Here is a 26,012-nt window from a genome sequence, read left to right as displayed (position 1 = left end):
GCCTATTCCTCCGGCGTCTCACTCTCGGCGGCAGCCGGCGCCTTAACGGTACCCAGGTTAAAGGCTTCGCGCACCTTGGCTTCAATCTCGCAGCAGACATCGGGGTGGGAGATAAGGTAATCGCGCGCGTTTTCCTTACCCTGGCCCAGCCGTTCGCCGCCATAGGAGAACCAGGCCCCGCTCTTGGTGACAATGTCCTGTTCGGCAGCCAGCTCCAAAATGTTTCCTTCCCGGGAAATTCCCTTGCCGTAGATGATGTCGAACTCCGCTTGTTTAAAGGGGGGCGCCACCTTGTTTTTGACCACCTTGATTTTCGTCCGGGTGCCGATGACATCGTTCCCCTGCTTCAGGGACTCCTGCTTGCGCACGTCGAGCCGGATGGAGGCGTAAAATTTGAGCGCGCGACCGCCGGGGGTCACTTCCGGATTGCCAAACATCACCCCAACCTTTTCGCGGATTTGATTGATGAAAATGGCCACGGTGTGCGATTTGCTGATAGCCCCGGCCAGCTTCCGCAAGGCCTGGGACATGAGGCGGGCCTGCAGGCCGACATGGGCATCGCCCATTTCGCCTTCGATCTCGGCCCGGGGCACCAGCGCCGCCACAGAATCGACAACGATTATGTCCACCGCCCCGCTGCGCACCAAGGCTTCGGCGATGTCCAGCGCCTGCTCGCCGGTATCCGGCTGCGAGATGAGGAGGTCATCGGTGTTAACGCCCAGGTTGTGCGCATACACCGGATCAAGCGCGTGCTCGGCATCGATGAACGCCGCCGTACCCCCCAGCTTTTGCGCTTCTGCCACCATGTGGAGGGCCACAGTGGTCTTGCCCGACGACTCGGGGCCAAAAATTTCGACGATGCGCCCGCGCGGGATTCCGCCCACCCCGAGTGCAATATCGAGGCTCAGCGCCCCCGTGGGAATAACGTCGATGTTCAGGCGCCCGGCCGCCTCACCGAGCCGCATGATAGAGCCCTTACCGAACTGTTTTTCAATCTGCAGCAGGGCCATTTCCAAAGCCTTTTGCTTCTCGATCATTCTCCTGCCCCCTTTTGCCACTCCTCACTTCTTTCCCAGCCCGAACTCGGCCAGCGCCTGGTAAAGAGGTCCGTGCGGTGTCAGTACACTGCGGTAAAGGACAACCTCGGTCAACCTTACCGGTACCCCCTCCACCGGCAGGGCGGGGATCGTCACCGCTGCAGGCTGCCGCAGCCGGCCCAGGGTCAGATGCGGCGTAAAGCCGGCTTTTCCCGGTGAAAAATTCAGCGGAGCCAGCTCTGCGTCCAGCCGCTGGGCCATGAGCTTAAGCCGCTCTCCTTCATCCTTAAGCCCCACCCAGAGAACGCGACCCTTCCGTGCGCTGGGAAAGACGCCCGGACCGCTTAAGTTAACCGAGAAAGGAGGAAACTCCTCGGCCACCCGGCCGGCCGCCCTTTTTACCGCCACCAAATCCTGCTCGGAAACCTCACCTAGAAACTTCAGCGTCAGGTGCAGGTTTTCCTGCTCCACCCATTTGACGTTGCCGATCATTTTAGCCCAAGCCTTCTGGCAGCCTACCAACTGTTTCCGCACGCCGGACTCCAGGGGTAGGGCAAGAAACACGCGCATGCCTTCACCACCTCAGACAGTTATTGGCGCAGCGTGGCACCCACAGTGGTCCGGGCCAGCTCAAACCTGCCCGCACGGGGATAGAGGCGGATGATATCCACCGCATCCAGCTGCGGCGCCGCTCCCTGGGCATGGACATAAAGAAGCGCTGCCGTAAGCGGCACCTCCTTTTCACTCTGCACGCCCCGCACCCCCGCCCCGCCCGTGGTACCGGCATTCACCAACACCGAGCCGCCTTTTACCTCCACCCGTGCCTGGTGGGTATGCCCCATGAGGATCACCGGAACAACCCCGGCAAAGTTTTCGCCCACCCGGGGGTCATGGACCGCCAGAATAAAGGGGGCCTGGCCCTTTTCCTGGATGAGGGCGCTCAGATCTGTCACCTGGGCCAAGACGGCTTCCTCACCGGCCGGTTTAATGTCGGCGCTTAAGGAGGTTGGATCTGCCCGGCCGGCTAAGGTCAGCCCCCTCACCGCCTGCCATCCCTCAAGCAGGTGCACCCCGGAAAGTGTCCTTACTTCCTGGGCGATCACCGGCGAATCGTGGTTACCAAGCGCCACGTAATACGGTACCTTCAGAGCAGGCAGCCGCGCCAAGAGTCCTTCTTCCAACGGTGTACCGAAATCGGTCAAGTCCCCGGTATCGACGATAAAATCCGGCCCGAAGTCCGCTTTTATCTGGGCGATAAAGCTCAGCCCCAAGGGATTGTTATGGAGGTCGGAAACGTGGAGCACCTTAATGTCATCCTGGAGCCGCTCCAGAGGTGCCGCCGCGTTGGCCCGGTCCAGCGCCTGGCGCAGGTTTTGCGTGAGAAAGCGCACGTCCGCCCCCAGCTTGTCCAGCCGCTCCCAAGCCGTCTGGGCTAAACCCAGCATCCAGGGGGCGCCCTTTAAGATGCCGCTGTAAGAAGGATTCTGAAAGGCCTGGACGTTAAACGTGGCCGCGGCACCCGTGGCCACCAGCACCCACACCGCCGCACTCAGCACGGCCCCTTTGCCCCGGTCCGGCCAGCTGCGGCGCACCCAGGAGGCTCCCCAGGCCCCGCCGGCGGCAGCCAGCAGGAGCGTGCGGAGCAAGAAGTGCGCCGCAATGCGCCGTCCCCCTTCCCTCAAGGTGGCCAGCGCGGCCTGCCTCGCTCCCGGGGACCCCAGCAGGCGCTGCAGTTGGTCTGGATCCACGCTCCTTAAGGTTAACACCACATCCAGGGGCGTCAAGTGCGTGCGCGCTTCCACCGCGCCGACGGGCGGCAGTTCTATCCTGGTGCGGCCCAGGCCCGGCAGTACCCGGACGGCAAAACGGAAGGCACCCAGCCTGTAGAGCGCCGGGCTCAGAAAAAAGAGAACCAGCGCTGCTCCCAAGAGGGAGCAGGTCCAGAAGAGGAGCGCCTTCCGCTTCATACCTTCCTCCTTGTACAATATAGTCAGTCAGGTCCTTGCTAAAAGGAACCTGATGGGGCACAATTCCACGTAGGAAGGGTGGGGACAGCGAATATCCTCCAAAAGCATTCAAGTGCCCACTTGACTTAGCTTGAAAGAAAGAATGCTGCCCCGCCCCTACGGGGAACTACGATTGAGCACGTTGAGCAACAGGTTTTCCTGTCTAGCTCGAGTAACGAGCAAGGTTGTGGCTCCGTAGGGCACCGGGAACCCGCCCTTTACTCTTTGAGAAGGAGCCTTACCTGTGTACTACTGTGGCATCGACATCGCCAAACGGGAACATAAAGCGTGTGTTTTGAATGACCGTGGTCAGGAGGTCTTTCACCAACGGTTTAAGAATCGGCGCCTTGATGCGAACCGATTCGTCCGGCAGCTACAAGAAAAGCTAGGGGCTAAACCCGAAGAAGTCACGGTAGTAATGGAAGCCACCGGCCATTACTGGCTAAACCTCTATGGGTTCCTTACCCAGCGCGGGTTCCAGGTCCGGGTCCTTAATCCCATCCAGTCGGATGCCGCCCGGAACCTGTACCTGCGTAAGACCAAAACCGATGCCAGAGATGCTTTCATCCTGGCCGATCTCCTCCGGATGGACCGGGTATCTGACTCGCGACAGCCAAACGACGGCTTACTAAGACTCCAAGCCCTAGAGCGCTTTCGTTATGAACTGGTTAGCCGAATTGGTAGTCTTAAACAGCGTGTGCTCGGCATCCTGGACCGCATCTTTCCGGAATACGAAATCCTCTTCTCTGAGCCCTTTGTCCGTAGTTCCCGGAAACTTCTCATGAACTACCCCACGCCAGAAGAACTGGCTGCCGCCGACCTTTCTGAGCTGGCGGCCCTCCTTTCCAAGGCCTCCCGGGGACGTTTGGGCGAAGAAAAGGCGCTCGAAGTACAAAACCTCGCCAGAAATAGCTTCGGCATTACTCTGGGCCTTGACAGTTTCGCCCTGGAGCTTAAGCTACTTCTCGCTCAGATCGAATTCCTCGAAGGACAAGTAGAAACCGTCGAAGCCGCCATCGACCAGGCGCTTACCGAAGTGTGCGCCCAGGATAAGGTTGAAGAAAAGAAGACCGAAACGACGGCTGAGAAGTTGCCTCGGCATGTTCTAGAGACTGTGCCTGGTGTAGGCCCTGTGGTGCTCGCTACTTTCCTGGGAGAAGTTCCGGACATCTCGACCTTTACCAATCCCAGGCGCTTTGTGGCTTTTGCCGGTATTGACGCCAGCGTCAAGGAATCGGGAGAGTTCCAGGGTACCCGTATGCACATATCCAAGCGCGGTTCTCCCTACCTCAGGCGAGCTCTTTGGTTCTGCGCACAAGCCGCTAAACGCTGCGATGAACGCTTTAACGCTTACTACCAGCGCAAGCTTCAGGAAGGCAAGCACCCTAAAGTCGCAACGGTAGCTCTCATGCGCAAGCTCGCCGTAGTCATCTACTACATCTGGCGAAGCGGAAAGCCCTACGATCCTGAGTACGTCTGGAAACCTACGCCATCCCTGAGCAACTAAGAAAGATCCACCTCCTCGTCGTCGAAGCTCGTCCCTTGGAGCGGGCCGGGCTTGTTTGCCATGCCCGCCACCTGCAGCCGGCAGTCAAGGCCGGCGGCTTAAGCCGCCGCCCGCCAGGGCCGGAGCGTAGCGGAGGGCCTTGACGGTCCGGCTAAAGGTGGCCAGAATCCTTTAGGCCCGGCCCGCTCTCACTTGGCAAGGTCACTTGCCGGGAACCCTTGACTTTTGCTAGCACGTCTTTCTTTACTGCTCGAGGCCGGCCACCAACCGGCGCAGCAGGTTGAGGGCAGCCTGTGCTGCGCGTCGCTTAATCACCAGTCGCCCGCCGCGCCACTCGTAGCGTTCGCTCACCACCCGGCCGGCATCGGCAGCCGCCACGAACACCAGTCCGACCGGCTTTTCCGGGGTTCCGCCGCCCGGCCCGGCCAGCCCGGTGACCGCTGCACCGTAATCCGCGCCCAACAGGGCGCGCACCCCCTTGGCCATCGCTTCGGCCACTTCGGCGCTCACCGCGCCCTGTTGCGCCAGCAGGGCGGGCGGTACCCCCAGCACCTTTTCCTTGGCCGCGTTGCTGTAGGAAACAACGCCGCCCAAAAAGTACTCAGAGCTGCCCGGCACATTGGTGAGCCAATCCGCCACCAGCCCGCCCGTGCAGGATTCGGCCACGGCCAGCGTTGCCTCCCGGGCTTTCAGCAGCCGGCCCACCACCTCCTGCATCGTTTCATTGTCCCGGGCGAAGATGTACGGCCCCAGCCGCTCCTCGACCTCTTTTTCCAGGCCGGCCAGGAGCGCATCGGCCTCCTCCTCACTGCCCGCCTTGGCGGTAAGGCGAAACTGGATCTCCGTCTCCTTGGCATAGGGCGCCAGGGTGGGATTTTCCTGCTTTGCTATGAGATCGCGGACCAGCTCTTCGGCGTGGGATTCGCCGATCCCGTACAGCTTGAGAACCCGCGACTTTATTACCCGGCGCTCGCCGCCGCTCAGCCGGGCGCGCAGCTTAGGGACAACGGCGCTTTCGAACATGGGTTTAAGTTCAAAAGGAGGTCCGGGCATGATGACCACAATGTGCCCGTTTTTCTCCACCCAAACCCCGGGTGCCGTACCGTTGGGGTTCGGCAGCACCTGCCCGCCGGCAGGTATCAGGGCCTGTTTGACATTGGCCGGCGGCATTGTCCGGCCGGTGCGGGCAAAAAAGCAACGAATGTGCTCCAGCGCGCCCTCGTCCAAAATAAGCTCCAGGCCGAGGAATGCGGCCGCCGTCTCCTTGGTAAGGTCATCCTGCGTCGGCCCCAGTCCCCCGGTCAAAAGGATAAGGTCCGCCCGTCCCCAGGCGGCTGCGAGAGCCGCTTGCAGGCGCGGGGCGTTATCCCCCACGGTGGTTATTCGGTGCAGGTCAATGCCGAGTGCAGCCAGGCGCTCGCCCAGGTACTGGGCGTCGGTGTTGACGATCTGGCCGAGGAGAAGTTCGGTCCCCACAGAGATGATTTCAGCTTCCAATCTCTCACCGTCTTTCCAGGTTTCTAAGTTTCCAGCCGTTCGGGGCTCTGTTAGGGTGTTTCCTCTCTTTTTTCGCTATACTTCGGCCATCTCCTGCTAAAAACAAAAAGGAGTACCGGCTAACTTGCCAGTACCCCGGTTTGGTCGGCCGCTTCGGCTGGATAGGCCGGTTCGTGGCCATCCTGGAGCCGGGCGCGCAGCTCTTCGCCCGCCAGGCGCTCTTTCTCCAGGAGCTCCCGGGCCAGGGAGAGCACCAGTTCCTTCTTCTCGGTCATGATCCGCCGGGCCTCCGCCTTTTCCTCGTTGAGGATGTCGCGGATGGCCCCCTGCAGTTCTCCGGCGGGCAAATCGGCCACCGAGACAATCCCCAGCGATGACATGCCGGCCGCCACCATCTTTTTCACGGTACTGATCGCCTGCTCCAGGTCTCCCTGCGCTCCCGTGCTGCGATTGCCGAGGAGAACCTCTTCGGCCGCCATCCCGGCGAGAAGAATGCGCAGCTGCCCGCGCAGGTAGCTTTCCGTATACAGGTAATAATCGTCCTCCGGAACTTGGCGCATGTAGCCTAGGGCCTGCCCGCGCGAAGTAATGGTCAGGGACGCCACGGACCCGGGGCGGAAGGCCTCGCTGACCACCGCATGACCGACTTCATGCACCGCCACGCGCCATAGTTCCTCTTTCTGCGGCCGGCGATCCAGCTTCTCGCCCAGGCTCACCTTATCGATGGCTTCCAGGAAGTGACGCTGCCCAATCTGGGCGGCGTTCTCCCGCAAAGCCAAAATGGCGGCCTCGTTGGCCAGGCTTTCCAGGTGTGCCCCTGAAAAGCCGAAGGTTTCCCGGGCAATCTGCTTAAGGTCCACATCCGGAGCGAGGGGCTTATTGGCGGTATGGAGCTTGAGGATTTGGAGGCGCCCTTCCTGGTCGGGCAGTTCCACCCGCACCAAGCGGTCGAACCGCCCAGGGCGCAGCAGGGCCGGGTCCAACATATCCTCGCGGTTGGTAGCCCCTACCACCAGGACCCGTACCCCATCCGTGCTCTTCATGCCGTCCATCTCCGTGAGGAGCTGGTTCAAGGTCTGGTCGTACTCCATGTGCCCCTGGTACTGTCCCCGTTTGCTGCCCAAGACGTCAATCTCGTCGATGAAGATAACGGCATTGCTGCGCCCTTCGCGGCGGCCCGCTTCGCGTGCCCGTTGAAACAGGCTGCGCACGCGCTGGGCCCCTACCCCCGCGTACATCTCGATGAATTCGCTGCCCGCGGCAGCAAGGAACACCGCATCGGTATAGGTGGCGGCGGCCTTGGCCAGCAGAGTTTTGCCCGTTCCCGGCGGGCCGGCCAAAAGTATCCCTTTGAGCGGTCTGATACCCAGGGCGGCCGCCTTGTTGCCGTCTTTCATAAATTCGAGCGCTTCCAGGAGTTCCTTCTTGGCGGCGGCTTGTCCGCCGATCTGCTGAAACGTCACCTGGTTCTTAACTTCCTGCCCGCTGCCGCCCAGCTGCCGGCGGATGATTCTCAGGCCCCCGGTTTCATAGAGCAGGTAAAGCAGGAAGCCGAAAAGCAAAGCAGGTAAGGGGTTTAAGCCGGAAATGGAGGCGAAGAAAAACACCCCCGCAGCCACCCCGAGGAGGATCTCCCGCTTCACGCCGGTTCTCCCCCCTCCTGGGAGCGGTCCGGCCGCTGGTGCACTTCGTAGAGGTAGCCGGGCCCCTGGGTGAGTTCCACGTAGACATGCCCCTGGTCGACGTAAAACTTCTCCTCCACGCCGGCCGCACGCGCGGCACTTTGTATCCGTTCCGCGGCTTCGCTAAAATTGCCGCGCACCAAGGCCTCTTCCACGTAGTAATGGATCTCATAGTACACCTGCTCTAAAGCAGGGGTCCGCTCATCGGCCAGCATAAGGTTAAAACCGCCGGGGCCCAGGCTTGCCGCAGCGAGCTCCTCCGCCTGCCGGTAAACCTCTGCCAGGTTGTCCACCCGGCCCAGCGCCAGCTTTACGTTATACCGGCCCCGGGCCTGGCTCAGCTTGACATCCTTTACCCCCGGCAGCGCCTGAAGTTCGTTAACCAGTGGTCGTTCCACAAAGTAGCGCACATAGGCCAAGCGGACCCCCAGGAGCAACGCCACCGTGAGCAGCGCCACCGCGGCGACAACATCCACCCTGTAACCCCTATACTTCATCCGCCAGTTTCTCCTCCCTCTTAACCTAGTCCCTATTATAACATAAAAAAACCTACCACTCGTCAGGCAAAGCCTGGTGGTAGGGGTAAAACCTGTGCTTTACTCGGCCGAAGGCAACCAGAGCTCGCGCCCCTTGAAAAAGTAATCCAGACCAGAGGCTACCGTAAACACCACCGCCAGGGACATGGTAATGCCGGCAAAGGGAATATGCCACGTCCGAAACGGATAATCCCGGAGCAGAAGAGCAGCGATGGCGATGATCTGAAACACCGTCTTTAGTTTGCCGAAACGGCTGGCGGCAATGATGATACCCTCGGCGGCCGCCACCGCCCGGAGCCCGGTCACGGCGAACTCGCGCCCGATGATAATCATCGCGACCCAAGCTCCCAAGCGTCCACCTTCCACCAGCACCAGGAGGGCTGCGCTCACCAAAAGTTTATCGGCCAAGGGATCCAGGAGCTTACCGAAGCGGGTTATCTCCTGCCGCCGCCGCGCCAGGTAACCGTCCAGCGTGTCGGTCAGAGCGGCAACAACAAATACGGCGGTCGCCAGGTAGTCGGCATACGGCAGCCGCAACCAGGCCGTAACCATGAACACCGGCACCAGGATAATTCTGGCCAGGGTCAGCTTATTGGGTAGGTTCATTCTCTACCCTCCCCCCAAGGTCATAAAGGCCCGCCCGGTCGATCGTCACCTGGACAAACTGGCCGGGCCTAAGGCCCCGGCCCCGGACGAAGGTTACCCCGTCGACTTCCGGGGCCTGCCGGAAGCACCGACCCCGGCCCCGCCCCTCACCTGCCTCCTCAATAAGAACCGCGAGTTTCTTCCCCAGCCAAGCGCGGTTGCGCTCCAGCGAAATATGCCGCTGCACCCTGAGGAGTTCGTCGCGCCGCCTTGTTTTTTCTTCTTCCAGGATCTGCCCCGGTAAGGCAGCGGCCGGCGTCCCCTCCTCCGCTGAGTAGGCGAACGCCCCCACCCAATCAAACTTCTCCCGGCGCACAAAACTCACCAGCTCGGCAAATTCGGCCTCCGTCTCGCCGGGAAAACCAACGATGAAGGTGGTTCTAAGCGCCGCCTCCGGCAGGAGGTCACGGATCCCAGCCAGGAGCCTGACCACCTGTTCCTGGCGGCTGGCACGGCCCATCGCTTTTAAGAGGCGATCGTTGACGTGCTGCAGGGGAATATCGAAATACCGGCAAATCTTGGGTTCTTCGGCCATGGTGGTAAGCAGTTCACTTGTGATGCGTTCCGGGTACAGGTAAAGAAGGCGAAGCCACTCAATCTCCGCACAGGCGGCCAGCTTTTTCAGGAGTGCAGGCAGCCTGGCCTCACCGTACAGGTCCAGCCCGTAGCTGGTGGTGTCCTGGGCAACCAGGATGATCTCCTTTGCCCCCCGCCGGGCCAGGGAGCGCGCCTCCGCCACCACTTCTTCTTCGGGCCGGCTCCGCAGCGGCCCCCGTAGCTGCGGGATCACGCAGTAGCTGCAGCGGTGATTGCAGCCCTCGGCGATTTTTAAGTAGGCCGTGCCCGGGCGGGTAGCCAAAATCCGGGGTCCGCCGGTCAGCCCTCCGGGTGCCTCCACGGCCACCACGCGCCGCCCTGTTTCCAGCTGGGCCAAAACTTGCGGCAGCCGCTCCAGCGCCCCTGTCCCCAGAACGGCATCCACCTCGGGAATCTCCCGGGCGATCGCCTGCGGATACCGCTGCCCCAAACAACCGGTCACCACCAGCTTCCGGCAGCGTCCTTTTTCCTTGTACGTCGCCATCTCCAGGATGGTGTCGATCGACTCCTCTTTCGCCGCCTCGATGAACCCGCAGGTATTAACAATGATAATCTCGGCCTCTGCGGGGCTCGTTGTCAGTTCGTAACCGCTCCTCACCAGGGCGGCCAGCAGCCCCTCCGAATCCACCAGGTTTTTCGCGCAGCCCAGCGACACCAGTCCGACCTTTTTCTTCTGCAAAGTAATGCTCCTTCACCTCTTACGTACCGCCCGCACTGCAAGACGCTGTTTCCGGCCACGCGGCACCCTCTTACTTAAGGCAGGCGTTCGATGGAAATGTTGCGCGGCCGGCCGGGCACCCCCGCCGGCCCCAGGTTCACTCCGTTGATGGTGAGCTCCAGGGCGCCGGGATCGCCGGCCCGCAGCCATATTTTATCCCTGGCTGTAAGGCTCTCTTTTGCTCCCCGCACCAGGGTTCGTGCCTGCTCTGCACCGCCGTCCGTGCGCACAGCCACCCAGCACCGCTCACCCACCACCTTAAGCTCCACCGTAAGTTCGTTCCCGCGCACCTGGTAAAGCGCCTCTTTGGGCAGGTCTTGGACCAGATGCACCTGATTCTCCGGCGTGCCCTCGACGGCCGGGGCTTCGGGCGCCGGAGCCCCTGTGCCCCCAGGCGCTGCGGGAGGGGGAGAAGCTTCTGTCCCTGCTCCCGGCTGGGGCGGCGAAGTCCGCACTGCCGGCCCCCGCGCAACGAAGAAGATGGCCGCCGCCGCCAAAAGAACAGCTAAAACCGCCAGCGTCAGCAGGCCGCCCGGATGCCTCGGTTGCGCTACCGGCGCACCGCCGGGCGGCTTTTTCCTCGGCGCCTTCTCTTCCTCGGGTACCTCCGCGCAGGCCCGCACGTACCGGGCCACGATCTCTTCCCCGGGAAGGCCCAAGAATTGGGCATAATTCTTCATGAAACCCTTGAGATACACCTCCCCTGGGAAAACCTTAGGGTCGCCCCCCTCGAGCGCTTCCAGGTAGCGGCGGCGGATCTTCGTTTCTTCTTGCGCCTGCTCTAAAGAAATCCCCCGCCGCTGTCGCTCTGCGCGCAACAGCTCTCCAATCGCCACCAGTTCTTGCCCGACCCGCCCGCTCGTGTTTTCCGGCATCAGCTCTTCACCCCTTAGTAGCGCCGGCCCGTGTCTCAGAACCCACCAGGTGCTGGTATCTTTCCTTGCTGATCAGCACTGGCCGCGGTTTACTGCCCTCCGCAGGGCCCACGTAGCCCTTTTCCGCCAACTGATCAATGATCCGCGCGGCCCTAGTATAACCAATCCTAAGGCGCCTCTGCAGGTATGAAGCCGAAGCATGGCCGCTCTCCACCACGATCTCGAGCGCCTTGCCGAACAGCTCGTCTTCTTCGTCCTCGGCGACGGCTTCCTTGGCCTTCGGTTGAATGGCCAGGATGGCTTCCTGGAACTCGGGCTCCCCCTGCTCACGCCAGAAGCTCACCAGCTCCTCCACCTCGTTGTCCGAGACAAAAGCCCCTTGTACGCGCTGAGGCTTGCTGGCGCCTACGGGGAAAAACAGCATGTCGCCGCGCCCCAGGAGTTTCTCAGCCCCGTTCATGTCTAAAATGGTGCGGGAATCAGTTTGCGACGAGACGGCAAAGGACAAGCGGGAGGGGATGTTGGCCTTAATGAGGCCGGTGATCACGTCCACAGAGGGCCGCTGGGTGGCCACCACCAGGTGCAGTCCGGCCGCCCGGGCCATCTGCGCCAGCCGGCAGATCGCTTCTTCCACTTCGGCGGGAGACACAATCATAAGGTCCGCCAGTTCGTCGATAACGATCAGGATGTAAGGCAGCGCATTACCTTCCGGGCGTGTTTCGTTGTAGCGCTTGATATCGCGCACCCCGGCGGCGGCAAACAAGCTGTACCGGTTTTCCATTTCGGTGACGGCCCAGCTGAGCACCCCGGCCGTCTTTTTCACATCGGTGACCACCGGCGCCATAAGGTGCGGTATGCCGTTGTAGCTGGTCAGTTCTACCATTTTCGGGTCGATGAGGAGCAGCTTCACCTGAGCCGGTGTCGCCTTGAAGAGGATGCTGCTGATGAGGGCGTTGATGCACACGCTCTTGCCGGAGCCCGTTGCCCCGGCAATGAGCAGGTGCGGCATTTTCGCCAAATCCGCCACCACCGGGGCGCCGCTTATATCCTTGCCCAGGGCGATGGTGAGCGGTGAGGCAGCGTGGGAGAAAACCGGCGTATCAATTACCTCGCGCAGGTAAACGGGAGAAATCTCCTTGTTCGGCACCTCGATCCCGATGGCCGCTTTGCCGGGGATCGGCGCCTCGATACGCACGTCGGTGGCAGCGAGGCTCAAGGCGATGTCATCGGCCAGGCCGACAATGCGGCTCACCTTGGTGCCGGGAGCCGGATGGATCTCATAGCGCGTTATAGCCGGGCCGCGGCTGACCTCGGTAACCTTGGCGCTGATGCCGAAGTTGTGCAGGGTTTCCTCAAGAAGGCGGACGTTCTCAGCGATGTCCTTCTCCAACCGGTAATTTTTCAGGCGCACCGGCTTGCGCAAAATCGTCACCGGCGGAAGCTGGTAAGGACCCACCACCTGCGGTATCTCCAGCTGCAGGGGCGCAGCGTTGGTCTCCACGCCGGCCGTCTTCACCACCGGACTTACCGCCGGCAGGGCCTCCTCCGGCGCCGCCGGCACTGCAGGGGGAGACGGCTTGTCCGGAGCTCCGCCGCCACCGCCGGGCTCGGGCCGGTCAAGCTCGCGCGCACCCGTCCCGGCAGCGCCCAGAGCCAGCGGCCGGTTCAGCCGGGTCCGCAGTCCCTGCACCACCCGGAGCAGGACTCCCTCGCTGACAAACGTCACGCTGCTCATGGCGATGGCCGCCAGCACTATCCAGGCCCCCACGCGGCCGAACAGGCGCAGCAGTCCGGTCGCCAAGGCGGCGCCCACCAGGCCGCCGCCTTGGCCCGCCCGGCCGGCGGCGAAAAGGACGTCGGGCGGCAGCGAAAGGTGCAACCCGGTGATGAAGGCCAAAAAGAGGAGCCCCAGGCCCGCTGCCTGGGCTTCGCCCCAGGCGCGCCTGCCCAGGCCGAAGAGGGCCCCGCTGAGCGCGAGAACCGGCAAAGGATAAGCGCCCCAGCCGAAGAGGGTGATGAGCACACGGCGCAAAAAGCCCCCCACAACGCCCGTTCGTTCCGAAAGGAGGCTGGCGATCACCAAGAGCGAGAAGCCTGCTGCGGCGATGGCACCCACCAGCGGCGGCGTTTGTCCAGTCTCCTTTTTTTCTTTCCGCGCCATTTGTTCACCTCCCTGCCCGCACCCCTTCTCCAGCCTCTATTCTACACCGGCGGCTTGGAATCCTCCCAGAAACGCCCAGAAGGCGTTCCTTCTCAAAAGCCGGGTAAGAGAGCGATGGCCAAGTGCTCCAAAACGCCGACCCAGGGAAGAAACAAAGCGACGCTCATTAGGTTAAAGAGGGTGTGCGCATTGGCTATCTGCCGGGCCAGGTCCGGTGAGGTAAAGGCTACCAGGCGTACAAACTGGGGTAAGAAAGGCATAAGGACTGTCACACCCAAAACGTTAAAGAGAAGATGCACCAAAGCTGCCCGCCGGCCGTTTACGCCCGCAGCCAAACCGGCCAGGAGGGCCGTCGCCGTGGTTCCGATGTTGCTCCCCAGTACCAAGGCGACCGCCTCAGGTAACTGAAGCAACCCGGCGTCGGCCAGGGCAATGATCATTCCGGTCACCGCGCTGCTCGACTGCATCACCCCGGTGACCAGGGCGGCCGCCGCTATCGCTGCCGGCGGCCGCCGCCCCAGGTTGGTAAGGAGGGAAAGGAAAAAGGCATTCTGGCTCAAACCCACCAGGTTCCGGGACATAATGCCGAGCCCGCCGAAGATGAGCCCCAGGCCGACCAGGAGGCGGCCCAGGTTACGCGCACCTTCCTGCCGGCCCGCCTCCAAAAGCACCAAGCCGACCGCACCGGCGGGAATCACCACGTAATCCAAATCCAAGGCTACCAGCTGGGCCGTAACGGTGGTGCCGATGTTGGCGCCGAGAATAACGCCAATGGCTTCCCGCAGCCTGAGGAGACCGGCATCCACCAGGCCGACCACCATCACCGTGGTGGCACTGCTGCTCTGCAGCACCGCCGTCACCGCCAGACCAACGAGAACACCTCGCGCGGGGGAACAGGTGAGCCGCTCCAGCAGGCGCCGCAGCCTTTTTCCGGCCATCCGTTGCATACCCCGGCTTAAGAGGCGAATCCCGTAAAGCAAAAGGCCGGCACCGGAAAGAGCGCCCAGTAGGTACCGCAGCTCCCTCCCCCCCTCTGCCCTTCTCTCCCTTAATGTATAGGTAAAAAAACGCGACGGTAGAATACCGTCGCTTGCGGATCTCTACTTTGTCTTCCCCGTAAAGGTGATAATCGCTCCGGGAAAGAAGGAGGGGTCGAGAAAATCGTTCGGGTTGGTGCTGAGGAGGCGTACCAGCTTGGCCTGGTTGACCCCTGTCCGCTCCACCACGACCTTATGGCCCCGAACCGTAACCTCCTCGTACTGCGGCCGGTAGGCATCCAGGCCGTCGAGCACCAGCTCCAGCGGCATGGGGGTGTAAAGGATCATTGCACCGGCTCCTTTTCTCCTGTTGCTTTTGCCGTCATCTCGTTAAGCTTGGCCAGTGCCGACTCAATACCCCCGACGGCATCCACCAACCCGACGTCCACCGCCTCTTTGCCCACCAGCACCGTCCCGATGTCGCGGGCGAGCTCGCCGGTACGAAACATCAGCTCCCGGAATTTGGCCTCAGAAATGCGCGCGTGCTCCGTGACAAACCGGACCACCCGGTCCTGCATCTTGTCCAGGTATTCATAGGTTTGCGGTACGCCAATCACCAGACCGTTGAGCCGGATGGGATGCACCGTCATGGTGGCCGTTTCCGCGATAAAGGAGTAATCGGCGCTCACCGCGATCGGCACCCCGATGCTGTGCCCGCCCCCGAGCACAAGGGAGACGGTGGGCTTGCCCAGGGTGGAGATCATCTCGGCGATGGCCAACCCGGCCTCCACGTCACCCCCGACCGTGTTTAAGATGAGCAGCAGTCCGGCAATCTTGGGGTTTTGCTCCACGGCCACGAGTTGGGGAATGATGTGTTCATACTTGGTGGTTTTGTTCTGGGGCGGCAGCACCAGGTGCCCCTCGATCTGACCGACAATGGTGAGGCAGTGGATGCTGCTCTCCGGCTGTGCCGGCAGGTTCATTTGCCCCAGCTCCTGGAGGTTACCCGCCGCCGTTTCCGGAGCCGGCCGGGGTTGGGCACCCGGGTTCCCCGGGCCGGGCGGCGGCTGTACCCGGGGGCCGGGCGGTGGAACCACCGTCGGTACCGGCTGGGGAGAACCCAGTTTAGGGAAAAGATTCGTCAACACCATCAGCCGTCCTCCCTTACTCATGTCCCGTGGCTAGTATGACGTAAGGCGGCGGACAGTATACCCTGCCGCCGGCAAGAAAAAAATGCCCCGGCGCTGCCGGGGAGGTCTATATAATCAGGAGGGGGTAACCTTTGGTCACATGTCTATCATACCGCCGCTTTGTTACAGGGCCGTGTCAGAGAAATTACTTCTCCTTTAAAGCAGCCGGCCCTGCTAATCACACCTCCATGATGATGGGCAGGATCATGGGACGACGCCGCGTGCGCTCGAAGAGAAACTTGCCCAGGGTATCCCGGACCTGGCTTTTGATCGTCGACCATTCGGTAGCGTGGGCGGTCTCGCACTTTTCCAACGCCTGCCGCACCCGGTCCTTGGCCTCCTCCAGGAGCTCTTCGGCTTCCCGCACGTAGACAAACCCACGGGAAACGATATCCGGACCGGCCACCACCTGGCCCTTTTGCTTATCCATGGTAACCACAACGATCAGGATGCCGTCTTGGGAAAGCTGTTTCCGGTCCCGCAGGACAATGTTGCCCACGTCACCCACACCGAGCCCATCCACCAAAACCTTCCCGGCGGTGATCCGGTTGGCCACCCGGGCTTTTTCGGCCGTAAACTCCACGCTGGTGCCGTTTTCGATGACGAAGGTGTTTTCCGCCGCTATACCCACCTGCCGGGCCGTGCGCGCGTGCCAGACCAGCTGCCGGAATTCCCCGTGAACGGGCACAAAAAACCGGGGCCGTACGAGGTTGAGCATAAGCTTCAGTTCCTCCCGGCTGGCGTGGCCGAAGGAATAGCGCCAGGAGGTAAGTTCCGGGAAAACCTCGGCGCCGACCTTAAACAGGGTATCGATGTTGCGGGCCACCAGCTTCTCGCTGCCCGGCCCCGGCGGCGCCACCAGCACCACCGCATCCCCTGCCTGAACCGCCACCGTGTCCCGCCCGTTCCCCCGCACGCCGGCAATCGGCTCCAGGCTCTCGAAATTGGGAACGATAATCACCTGTTCCTGGTGCGGCAGCTTTTCCCGCGCCGGATCGAACATGGCTTCCGGCGGAAAGTGCAGGTGCCCCACCCGGCGCGCCAGCTCCAGGAGCTCCAGGCCTTCCGGCCAGGCAACGCAGGTACGGCGCCCGAACTCGGAGGCGGCAGCCACCACTTGCTCCAGGCGGTAGAGGCTGGCCCCGTAGCCGACCATAATGACCCGACCTTGTGCCCCGCGCAAGATGTTGCGGATGGCCCCTAGGGGCTCCCTCTCCGAAGGTGAAAAACCGGCCACCTCAGCGTTGGTGCTGTCGGAGAGCAGCAGCAGCACGCCTTCCCGCCCCAGCTCGGCCAGGCGGTGGATATCGGTGAAGTTTCCATTGGGCGGCGTCTGGTCAAAATGGAAATCCCCCGTGTGCACCACGCGGCCGCACGGGGTGGAAACCACCACCGCCACCGCCCCCGGCAGGGTGTGGCTCACCGTCACCAGCTCCACTTTAAAAGACCCGAGGCCAAATACCTCACCGGGGTTCACGCTCCGGAGATGAGCGCCTCCTACCCCCGCGTGGCGGAGCCTCGTGCTTGCTATCCCTTGCGTCATGGGAGTGCCGTACACCGGCACGTTCAGCTCGCGGAGCAGGTAAGGCAGCGCGCCGATGTGCCCCTCATGACCGTGGGTGAGCACCACGCCGCGCACCTTCTCCCGGTTTTCCAAAAGGTAACTCATGTCGGGGATCACAAAATCGATACCCAGCAACTCTTCCTCCGGGATCATCAGGCCGCAGTCGATCACCATGATGTCCCGCTCTGTTTCCAAGAGCAGCATGTTTTTACCCCGTTCCCCCAATCCGCCCAAGGGAATCAGGGTAAGCTTATCCTTCGCACCTGCGCTCAAAAGTGCACCTCCTCTGTCTTAGACAACACAAAAAGACCCCTGCCGCGACCAGGGGAACAGCCCGAACCCCAGCCAACGCCCGTCCGCTCATAAACCTCTGGCGTTATTATACCCTAATTCCTGCCGCTTCACAAGGGCACGCCCCCGACGAGCCGCAAGCCGGTGATAGAGGGCAGATAGATAAGTCCCTTTTGTCCGCGCTGCAGCACGAGCTGCTCGAACCAAGACTGCCCGGAGATGGGGTGGGTCATTGTCCCATACGTCCGCGTTTCTTTTCCTTCTGAGGTGATGACACACGCAGTCATACTTTTTTTGTGAACATCCAACCCGCCACAACGTTCATAGGTCACTTGCATCGCCTTAACCCTCCGTTTTTCCCGGCGCGGCGATCGCCCTTATGCGGCTCTCCTTCGCGTGCTCTCCCCTCGGAGGCTACATTTTGCGGCGCCCCTGCGATCGCCGAGGTCAGACTCCTAATCGGGCTTATCGGCACCAAGGGAAAACGACCTTCTTCATCCGGGTAGCGCGATACAAGTTCGCCCTCTATTCATTTCATCCTTTGTGGTGCCGCTATTCAGCGGCATGGATGACTACTATCTGGTAATACTCTTTCCCGAGTTTCTACTTTTGTGACATCTTACTTTGCTGTTCTGCCATGATATACAAGCAGAGTAATTGCATTTAAAATGATGGTAACGACGAGAAGAACTGCTGCGACGAACGCCACATTATCCGTTATGTCCATAAGAGCAGACCAATCTGCAATCTTAACCAGATGATAGTTATAGAAAATCTGGAAACATAGCGAAATAGCACAAGCACTGATGCTCATAATGGCAAGAGTGACCCAATTCCTATAGTCATGCTTTTTATATCGCATGAGATTAACAACAGGAAGTATCCAAGCAATCAGACCAAGCACGAGGCTGCCAAGATTAAGCAAACCAATCATAACATACTCCTTTCATGATAAATTTGTACAGTATGAGATCCCTGAAAAACCCGGTACTCCTTGACACTTCTCAAGCCTGAGGTTTGCCACATAATGGTAGTTGGCGTGTATCTAGGTGCTTAAGTCACTCCCGATTTCCCTTGATATTCCTGGCTTTGAATGTTTTGTCACTACATTCAGGCCGTAGCCAGCTGAGCCGCGATTCTTTGCGCCATCTTTTTGACGTTCAGGCAGATAAAAGTCAGAAAGACCTGGATAGCTACGCGGAAACGACCCCGATAGCGGGCTCGTGCCATGCCGTGCCAGGTTTTGGCCTCGCCGAATATTCTCTCGATTGTTCTTCTGATGCGCATTGCAATTTTGATGCCTCGCGGTCGGTTAGCGAGGACTTCCGGTTTTACGTAGGCTCTTTTCCGGGTTTCGGTTTTACTCAGGCAGGAGTTACGATACGGACAGGCGGCACAGTCCTTTTCCGAGAAGTAATAGGTCAGCCCACCGTTCTTGTGAGGGGTACTGCCAATGGCCTTCTTGCCCGCTTTGCAACGGAGAACCTTTGATTTTGGGTTGTACTTAAAGCCTTGTTCCTCAAGCCTGTCTTTCTTTGTGCGATTAGGAATGTAGGGTTTGATATTGCTTTCAACCAACTCCGTTCGAAAAGTGGAATCATCGTAACCCTTGTCAGCAGCCAGTCGGGATGCCTTCAACTCCCTTTCTTCCAAGGCCGCTATCATTTCCTTGGCGGGTTCAAGTTCCGCTTCGTTGCCTGGAGTAACCTCCACAGCGGTGACAATGCCCGTCTCATCGCAAGCCGCATGAACTTTGTATCCCAAGAACGGTTCGTCTTTCTTCTTAAAGCCCCAGCGAGCCTCCGGATCACTGAAGCTGGCTACACCCTCACCGTTCAGAACGGCGGCATAAAGAGCGCACTCTCTCCCCACAGACTCATCAGTAGTACAGTCTCCTACGGCTGCCAGGAATTTCTTGCCCTGCTCGATCTCGGCAGCGAGAAGCTCCGTGTGGGAGGAATAGTCGGCATCAGGCAGCGGAGCAGCTAGATTTTGCAGTTCTTCCGCCTTGGCAGCGTCGACGCGCGCCAGATTCCTAAGTACGCGCTTACGGCCTTCCCGCACCAAACTCAGGGTATTCTTGACGGCAACGTGAGCTATCACCTTGGTCCCATCAATAATCGTCCAGTGGCCGCGAAGGCACTTCTTAGCTTTCGCTTCTTCAACGACCCGCTCGAAAAGCTCACGGAACTTCTCTTCTCCCAAGCGTTTGCGGAAGACCACCAAGGTAGTATCATCTGGAACTATGTCGTCCCAGCCAAAGTCGCAGAACCAGCGGTAGAGCACGTTGTACTTGAGCTCCCGGCACACCTGTACATCGGAAAGGCCCGCCCAAACTTCCAAGAAGAGTACCCTGAACAGGGACTCCGGGGGATAGCTGGGTCGCCCGTTCACCGGGTCATATAAGTCCGCGACCACTCCCGTTACAAAGGAAAAATCGACATTCTTCTTTATTTGTACCAAAGGATGGTCCTCGGGGATCATCCGGGAGAAGATGTGGAGGTCGAAAAAGTCCTGCTGGCCGTCTTTTGATTTGAGCACGGGCGATCACCTCAAAATAGCTCTCTTATAATGCTTATTTCAACGCCAGCTCTGCATTTTCCTGCTATATCCTCTAAGAAATAGTATTAGTATCTACTGCTTTTTCAGAGACCTCAGTATACGTCTTCGACAAAGCCAGCAATATTGATAACTACAAATCCTATAATAAGTAAGAGACTTACGCGTCTCAACTATGTCACCTCCAGCAGGATATATTTTACTACAACAAAGGGTTAGTCTCAAGCAACGTATGATAGTGTCAAGGCACCGTAGGTCAGTGCGGAGAAGAAAGGCCCCTGCTCTTAGTCAGCGATGGTATCGACGGCATTTCTGTCGTGGTTTTGGTTCGCGAGGATCTTAAGCGGGGAACGCGAGGCTTTTTAAGACCATGGTCAGGGAGTTGCGAGAACCATCTAGAGCAGGCAAATGCGCCTGAAGACGATCAAAATACTTGGCAGCGAGAGTTCTCTGGGCTCGTATGGTCTCAGGTGCACAAGACAGTTTACCCCGTTCTCTGGAGCTGAGAAGCGTAGCGTAATGTTCCCGCACAGAAAAGCCGTTAGCCTCCATGACACGTAGCTGTGCCATGCGACCTGCCCCACCTATACTCCAGGCCATGGGACGCGAGCTCATACGGGCAGACAGAACGTGGCTCACGTGCGGTTCTGCACTGCAGCCCACGATTTCTTCCCGGTAGTTCTTGTAAGAGGCAATGCCGTCCCAGTTGTGTTGGACGTAGGTTCGGCATTTTTGTACCGCCCGTCGGCGGTTTTCCGACTCTCCCCTTCTCGGCTGCTTCAAGGATTTTCTTTACCTCCTTCCGGTCGCAGTCCTGAAGGGCCTGCCAGAGCTCGCTAAAGAGTTCGGGATGCCTCACCCTCCTGAGTATCTCCGATACTCGTCCTGCCTAAGGACGGTGGGGTCTCTTTCTTCGTCTTTCCGCTCAGTTCCTGCCGTGGAAGCTGTTTCCAGGGAAAACACGACCTTCTTCATCCGGGTAGCGCGATACAATTTCGCCCTCTATCCATTTCATCCTTTGTGGTGCCGCTGTTTAGCGGCATGGATGACTACTAAGAGTTTACTCTATCTTAGAATGCGCCCCTGGCTCCAACGGATTACGCTAATAGCTTAAACGGCTTACGAGCCCGAGTGTTGATAGGCGAAACCTAGGGAATTGTTCGATAGCCTGATTTCTTAGAGTTGAAGAGGGTAGCGCCAGGCCAAGAAGCGTAAACAAATTCCTCCGGCAGTAGAGAAAAAGCGATCCTGCCAGGATCGCCTTTTCCCCTTTTGGTTGAAGCCCTCGAAAAGGAGAAATTCCATCTCACGCCGCCAGCTAACTTCTCTCAGAAGAGAAGTCTTCACACCTTGAAATGTCCCACCTGTTCCTCCAAACGTTTGGCCACGCTGAGAACCTCTTGAGCGGTCGAGGCTATCTCCTCGGTAGAAGCGGAAAGTTCCTCGGCCGAGGCGGCAATCTCCTGCGACGAAGCTGAGGTCTCCTGCGCTACGGCGCTTATGCTTTCAACTCGTTCCAGCACCACATCTTTGGACCTTACCGTGTTGTCTACCTCACTACGGGTTCTGGTAATCATGGGACCCATCGCAGATACTGCTTCAAGTATATTGTCGAAGGCCTTAATCGTGTTTTCGACCTTGCCCAGCTGCTCGCTTACCTGCCTGCTGACTTCACCGGATGTGGACACTACGTCGTTTGTTTCTGCACCTATAGTGGCCAGAAGCGACCTTATCTTGTCCGAGGAAGTACGGGACTGCTCGGCGAGCTTACGAACCTCATCCGCTACCACGGCAAACCCGCGGCCGGCTTCACCTGCGCGCGCCGCTTCAATGGCTGCGTTTAAGGCCAGGAGGTTCGTCTGCTCTGCTATTCCGTTGATTACCTCCAGGATTTGATCCACCTGTTTTACTGAGCTGCTGAGGCTTGTCATTTTCTCGACTACGACCTCAAAGGAATTCCGTACTCCCTTGATAGACGCTATCAACGCGTCTAGCTCTTTCTTGCCTACGTCGGCCAGCCCTGATGTTTTTTCGCTGTTATTCGTGACGTTAGCGAGTTCCGTGTACACTTTCTCTAGGCTGGCGGTTATGTTGTGCATGAGGGTGAGTATTTCCTGCAGGTTGTTGGCCTGATCAGAAGCTCCAGCGGCCACCTGCTGGATGGCTTTGGCCACTTCGCCGGAAGAAGAGGCGATCTCTTCCGAAGCAGCACTCAGGTTCTCGGAAGTGCCGGCCAGTACCTTGGCGTCTTCTTTCAGTTTTGTAAGCAAAGGCTTAATACTCGCCTGCAGGCGATCCACGGCCTGAGCCAGTTTCCCTATCTCGTCTTTTCGCCGCAGGAACTGCTCGGGAACCGGCCGCGTGAAATCACCGCCGGCAATTAGGCCCAGGTAATCCACCGCCAGGATTAGAGGCGTGGTGACGCTTCTGGCTACGACGAAAGTTAAAAGCAGAGCCGCAAGAATTATTAGAAGGGAGACGAGCAGCATGGACTGTTTCAGACGGGCGACCCTTGCCAGTACCTCGGCACTCGGGGCAGTGACAGCTGTCGCCCAGCCGGTGGTCTTAATGGGAGCGTAAGCGATAATCATCTTTTGGCCCTGGAAAGCGTAGTTAGCCACTCCTTCCTCTCCCTTGGCCATTCTGGAGATTACGGCCGCAAAAGAAGCCAGGGACTGATTGGACTTAGCCAGCTCTACGATGTTTTCCTGTCCTGTTACTCTTTCGGTGTCCTTGTGCGCTATGGTCTTGCCTGTGCTGTCTACTGCGAATGCATAACCGGTGCGGGCGTAAGTAATATTTCCAACGAGCTCGCTAAACTTCGCCCCGTCTACTATGCCCACCAAAACGCCGTCAATCTCGCCCGTGGCATAATGCCGTATTGGTGTAGCATAAGCAAAGATTACGGTTTGGTCCACTTTACTTACCAAACTGCTGGAAACACACGTTATCCCCTGAAGGGCCTGGTTGAAATACTCCCTATCGGCCAAGTTGTCTGTACTGCCGTCCTGGTATATAGCCTTGCCATTTTTATCTACGACGGCAAACCGCTTGAACCCTAAGCTCTCCGCCCTTTTTTGTTCATCGCGCAGAGCCTGCAGCTTCTCCTCTAGGGTGGCCTCGCGGTCACCCGACTTGCCGCGGATGACGTTTCTCTCGGCTATGCCTTCAACTACATACATCCGGGCCTGGATGCGGCTGTCCATGGTTTCAGCTGCCTGCTCAGCCACTTTCAACATAGCCTGACTGGCCTCGCCTTCCAGGGCGCTTCCGGCTTCGTTTTCACTTGTCCAAAACAGCGCAAGGCACCCGATTAAAATAATCAGTCCGAATAGCGCAGTCATTTTCGTACGCAAGCTTCCACTAAGTCTTCTTATCATTTTGCTTCCGGCCACCCCGCTGAAATCCAGCTGAGGGGCGACTTTTACTCTCCTTTCGTGTACCTTCGTTTTCTTGGGTAGCGACACCTTGTGTTTACAAGGCCCGCTGAATCTGGGACTCGCCACCTTACCACGTTCTCAGCGTATCCTGCCAAAGCGTTGCCCTAGCGGCTTCATTTCCATCCTCCCCGTGCAGATGTTCAGTTCCAGGTACCGGTTGTAGGACGGGTGGATGCTCTCTTCATTAACCCGCACCACGGTTTCCCTTACCGTCAAGTTGACGCTGGAACCCCGCCGGGTGATCCCCGCTGAGAGCCCGTCCAGCAGCCGGAAAAGCCTGTGCATGGGCAGAAGGCTACGGGGAAAGTCGGGCGGCACTTCCACTTCTTCATGATGGTGATACCTGATTAGTTGGACTATGTTTTCCTCCAGGCGGTAAACCCTGTGGGCCAGCGAAGCGCTCCTAAGAGCGTGAAGTTTCCCCGGCTCGAAAACATCTTTAGGATTTACGATTTCCCCTACCTCCAGGTGGGGTTGGACTTTGCCCAGGTCATGAAAGATAGCGGTTTTGACCAGTGTCTCCTGATGCATACCGGGAAGTTTCATCGGACCTTGCTCCCGTAGTTGGGCCAGCAGCCGCAGTATACATACTACGTGGTGGTAAACTCCTTCCCTTACCACTCCAGTAATCTTTATCTTTCCGGTAGCCGGGTCGTACTCGTCTTGATATTCCACTATGGATTTGAGCTGCGACACTACTGCTCTGGGATCGGTAAAAAGGTTGGGCAGGGCCTTTTCAAACTCTTGGGTGTGGCCCAACCGCTCAAGCCGTGTCTCGGCTTCTTTGCTTAGCTCCCGCTTCCCGGTCATAACTTTCCAGGACCTCCCGTAGTAGTCAATGTGCCGCGATGAGACCCGCGTCTCTCCCGAGCAGTGGTAAGATGGGGAATACGGTCCGCCTTTGTCTGGCCCAGGAATTCATTTCAGGTAATCTGCTATAGTCCTCTTCTTTGATGTACGCACAAGTCCCCTTATGCCTGTTTCTCGGACATCTGCCGTACCGGGGTTTCCCATAAAAGCCCGTAGAACATCCAGGCTGTCCAACCAGCCTATCGGTTTTCCCTTTATCGTCTGTTACCTGCAGGCTGCCGGCCCATTTATAGCCTCCGCCGCTTCTTGAACACTAGCCCCGACGCTTACGCTGGGCACCTCAATATAGCTCAATAGCTCACAACTGGCTCATTCCGTCTCCAGCCCGCCCAAACGCACGCCGCTGGTTCTTGTGCCAGCAACTGTGGTGAATCAAGAAATCTTCCATACCGCTAGCAACGCTGCTACGAAAGATAAGAACCGAAAACGCTGTTTTCAAAGGAGCCAAACTAAAAAATAAACGGGAGCAGGCACTAGCTCCCGTTTGCAGTATACTACGCCCCGAGAAGCCGAAAACCTGACAAAGGCAAGACCGATCCCGAGTTCTGTTTCTTTTGGAGAAAAGCCCAGGGTCAAGTTCAGCCGCCTTCGCCGGGGAATAGCAAGTTGAGGTCAGATTTTAAATTATCAAACTTATGAGGGCTGCCCCCCCCCCCCCCCCCCGTTACCAGATACTACCAGTGTCCTAGTTGGCACTATTCGTTCTCCTCCTACTTTCGAACCCTTATCTCTTTCTCTGTCCTTTGTCATTCGACACAATGGTTATAGATTCCTTCTACCTATAGGAATACTTCGACATATTTCCAAGATCGTTGCGGTCCAACCCTGCGTGAGATCTCTCTTTCTACATCCCACACTCGATCTCCTGTTCACCTGCTGAAAGTTTACTCTACCCCCTGCCCGGGGATAAAAAAGTCTACCCCAGCAGCTTTGATGCTCCTGGGGTAGACTCCGCATTCGGCACACTGCGTTACAGCAGCCCTACATCGACCAGGATGCCGCGCAGGTACTCCTCTTCCTTTTCTGTAAGCGGCAGCAGCGGTAGCCTGAGTCCGCCCACCGGAAAGCCGGTCAGCTTTAGCGCCGCCTTGACCGGGCTCGGGCTGGTGGTGAAAAAGAGACCCTTGAAGAGCGGGAAAAACTTGAGATGAATGTCCCGCGCCTTTTGCCAGGCCCCGCTTTCGAAGCCGGCGATCATCTCCCGCAGCTGACCGGCGATGAGGTGCGAAGCGACCGAAACGATACCCTTGGCCCCCACCGCCAGCATGGGCAGGGTCAAGCTGTCGTCACCGCTGTAGACCGTAAAGCCTTCCGGCGCCTGCCGGCAGATTTCGGAAACCTGATCGAGGCTGCCGCCGGCCTCTTTCAGGGCGACGATGTTAGGCACCTCCCTGGCCAGGCGCAGAACCGTCGGCGCATCGATGTTCCGGCTGGTCCGGCCGGGGACGTTGTAGATCATCACCGGCAGCTTCGTGGCCTCGGCCACCGCTTTGAAATGCGCGTAAAGGGCGTTCTGCGGCGGCTTGTTGTAGTAGGGTGTCACCAGCAGGATCGCATCCGCCCCCACCGCCTGGGCCTGCTTCGTCAGGGCAATGCTTTGCTCCGTGTTGTTGGACCCTGTCCCCGCCATCACCGGCACCCGGCCGCGCGCCGCCTTAATCACCGTCTCCCACAGCGCCACCTTCTCTTCCGCCGTAAGGGTCGGCGATTCGCCCGTGGTCCCGGTGACCAAGAGCCCGTCGGAACCCAGTTCAATCAGGTGTTCTGTCAGTTCCGCCGTCCGTTTCAGGTCAACCTTAAGATCCTCCGTGAACGGCGTCACCATGGCTGTGATAACTGTTCCCAGTCCCGGCATAAAAA

General features: G+C 59.1%; 22 protein-coding genes. 1 reads left to right on the top strand and 21 read right to left on the bottom strand.

Going from position 1 to position 26,012, the window contains the following annotated elements; all coding sequences use genetic code 11:
• Positions 1 to 2: 2 nt before the first annotated feature.
• From recA to K5554_RS08970, 3 genes are read right to left on the bottom strand one after another with little or no spacing between them, the layout of a single operon-like run.
• Positions 3 to 1,037 carry a recombinase RecA gene (gene recA / locus K5554_RS08980; protein ID WP_221038169.1) on the bottom strand — a complete coding sequence of 345 codons (1,035 nt, stop codon included), beginning with the start codon at positions 1,035 to 1,037 and terminating at the stop codon, positions 3 to 5.
• 24 nt (positions 1,038 to 1,061) lie between these two features.
• Entirely contained in the window at positions 1,062 to 1,607 is a 546-nt protein-coding gene (thpR, locus tag K5554_RS08975) for an RNA 2',3'-cyclic phosphodiesterase (RefSeq protein WP_221038168.1), read from the bottom strand.
• A 20-nt stretch (positions 1,608 to 1,627) separates the two neighbouring features.
• Positions 1,628 to 3,004 carry a metallophosphoesterase gene (locus tag K5554_RS08970; RefSeq protein ID WP_221038167.1) on the bottom strand — a complete coding sequence of 459 codons (1,377 nt, stop codon included), beginning with the start codon at positions 3,002 to 3,004 and terminating at the stop codon, positions 1,628 to 1,630.
• A 283-nt stretch (positions 3,005 to 3,287) separates the two neighbouring features.
• On the opposite strand from K5554_RS08970, the gene K5554_RS08965 reads away from it, so the two are divergent.
• Complete coding sequence (locus K5554_RS08965) at positions 3,288 to 4,550, top strand: IS110 family transposase (protein WP_221038166.1); 1,263 nt, start codon at positions 3,288 to 3,290, stop codon at positions 4,548 to 4,550.
• Positions 4,551 to 4,793: 243 nt separating this feature from the next.
• On the opposite strand, the gene K5554_RS08960 is transcribed toward K5554_RS08965, so the two are convergent.
• The 18 genes from K5554_RS08960 to dapA form a co-directional block, all read right to left on the bottom strand.
• Positions 4,794 to 6,047, bottom strand: coding sequence for a competence/damage-inducible protein A (locus K5554_RS08960; protein WP_221038165.1), 1,254 nt, complete (start codon positions 6,045 to 6,047; stop codon positions 4,794 to 4,796).
• Between the two features lie 119 nt (positions 6,048 to 6,166).
• Positions 6,167 to 7,690 carry an AAA family ATPase gene (locus tag K5554_RS08955; RefSeq protein ID WP_221038164.1) on the bottom strand — a complete coding sequence of 508 codons (1,524 nt, stop codon included), beginning with the start codon at positions 7,688 to 7,690 and terminating at the stop codon, positions 6,167 to 6,169.
• Entirely contained in the window at positions 7,687 to 8,226 is a 540-nt protein-coding gene (locus tag K5554_RS08950; RefSeq protein WP_221038163.1) for a hypothetical protein, read from the bottom strand. The genes K5554_RS08955 and K5554_RS08950 overlap by 4 nt, the downstream gene beginning before the upstream one ends.
• A 99-nt stretch (positions 8,227 to 8,325) precedes the next feature.
• Positions 8,326 to 8,871, bottom strand: coding sequence for a CDP-diacylglycerol--glycerol-3-phosphate 3-phosphatidyltransferase (gene pgsA, locus K5554_RS08945; RefSeq protein ID WP_221038162.1), 546 nt, complete (start codon positions 8,869 to 8,871; stop codon positions 8,326 to 8,328).
• A complete protein-coding gene (rimO, locus tag K5554_RS08940; protein ID WP_221038161.1) occupies positions 8,855 to 10,186 on the bottom strand; it encodes a 30S ribosomal protein S12 methylthiotransferase RimO in 1,332 nt (443 codons plus the stop codon). Before rimO ends, pgsA begins: the two co-directional genes overlap by 17 nt.
• 74 nt (positions 10,187 to 10,260) lie before the next feature.
• Positions 10,261 to 11,100: a helix-turn-helix domain-containing protein gene (locus tag K5554_RS08935; protein WP_221038160.1), complete on the bottom strand. Its 840-nt coding sequence runs from the start codon at positions 11,098 to 11,100 to the stop codon at positions 10,261 to 10,263.
• Positions 11,101 to 11,107: 7 nt separating this feature from the next.
• The gene (locus tag K5554_RS08930; RefSeq protein WP_221038159.1) at positions 11,108 to 13,261 is read right to left on the bottom strand and encodes a DNA translocase FtsK; all 2,154 of its coding nucleotides are present in this window, start codon (positions 13,259 to 13,261) and stop codon (positions 11,108 to 11,110) included.
• 92 nt (positions 13,262 to 13,353) lie between these two features.
• Positions 13,354 to 14,268, bottom strand: coding sequence for a Na/Pi cotransporter family protein (locus K5554_RS08925; protein WP_255565608.1), 915 nt, complete (start codon positions 14,266 to 14,268; stop codon positions 13,354 to 13,356).
• Between the two features lie 93 nt (positions 14,269 to 14,361).
• Positions 14,362 to 14,586: a YlzJ-like family protein gene (locus K5554_RS08920; RefSeq protein WP_221038157.1), complete on the bottom strand. Its 225-nt coding sequence runs from the start codon at positions 14,584 to 14,586 to the stop codon at positions 14,362 to 14,364.
• A complete protein-coding gene (locus K5554_RS08915) occupies positions 14,583 to 15,389 on the bottom strand; it encodes a ClpP family protease (RefSeq protein ID WP_255565340.1) in 807 nt (268 codons plus the stop codon). The genes K5554_RS08920 and K5554_RS08915 overlap by 4 nt, the downstream gene beginning before the upstream one ends.
• Positions 15,390 to 15,606: 217 nt before the next feature.
• Complete coding sequence (locus tag K5554_RS08910) at positions 15,607 to 17,265, bottom strand: ribonuclease J (protein ID WP_255565339.1); 1,659 nt, start codon at positions 17,263 to 17,265, stop codon at positions 15,607 to 15,609.
• Between the two features lie 128 nt (positions 17,266 to 17,393).
• Entirely contained in the window at positions 17,394 to 17,621 is a 228-nt protein-coding gene (locus K5554_RS14575; RefSeq protein ID WP_305038882.1) for a hypothetical protein, read from the bottom strand.
• A 281-nt stretch (positions 17,622 to 17,902) separates the two neighbouring features.
• Entirely contained in the window at positions 17,903 to 18,217 is a 315-nt protein-coding gene (locus K5554_RS08900) for a hypothetical protein (RefSeq protein ID WP_221038156.1), read from the bottom strand.
• Between the two features lie 176 nt (positions 18,218 to 18,393).
• Positions 18,394 to 19,824 (bottom strand): IS1182 family transposase, encoded by a 1,431-nt coding sequence (locus K5554_RS08895; protein WP_221038155.1) that lies wholly within the window; start codon positions 19,822 to 19,824, stop codon positions 18,394 to 18,396.
• Positions 19,825 to 20,181: 357 nt separating this feature from the next.
• Positions 20,182 to 20,625, bottom strand: a complete 444-nt coding sequence (locus tag K5554_RS14725; protein WP_221038154.1) for a UPF0236 family transposase-like protein — start codon at positions 20,623 to 20,625, stop codon at positions 20,182 to 20,184.
• A gap of 560 nt (positions 20,626 to 21,185) precedes the next feature.
• Entirely contained in the window at positions 21,186 to 23,186 is a 2,001-nt protein-coding gene (locus tag K5554_RS08885; RefSeq protein ID WP_255565606.1) for a methyl-accepting chemotaxis protein, read from the bottom strand.
• 174 nt (positions 23,187 to 23,360) lie between these two features.
• On the bottom strand, positions 23,361 to 24,092 hold the full coding sequence (locus K5554_RS08880) for an HD domain-containing protein (protein WP_221038152.1): 732 nt from the start codon (positions 24,090 to 24,092) through the stop codon (positions 23,361 to 23,363).
• A gap of 1,030 nt (positions 24,093 to 25,122) precedes the next feature.
• Positions 25,123 to 26,007, bottom strand: coding sequence for a 4-hydroxy-tetrahydrodipicolinate synthase (gene dapA / locus K5554_RS08875; RefSeq protein WP_221038151.1), 885 nt, complete (start codon positions 26,005 to 26,007; stop codon positions 25,123 to 25,125).
• Positions 26,008 to 26,012: the final 5 nt, after the last annotated feature.

This window comes from Gelria sp. Kuro-4 (assembly GCF_019668485.1).
Classification (GTDB): domain Bacteria; phylum Bacillota; class DTU030; order DUMP01; family DUMP01; genus DUMP01.
The sequence above is the reverse complement of the archived record's forward strand: the minus strand, read 5'-3'. Positions and strand labels throughout refer to the sequence as shown.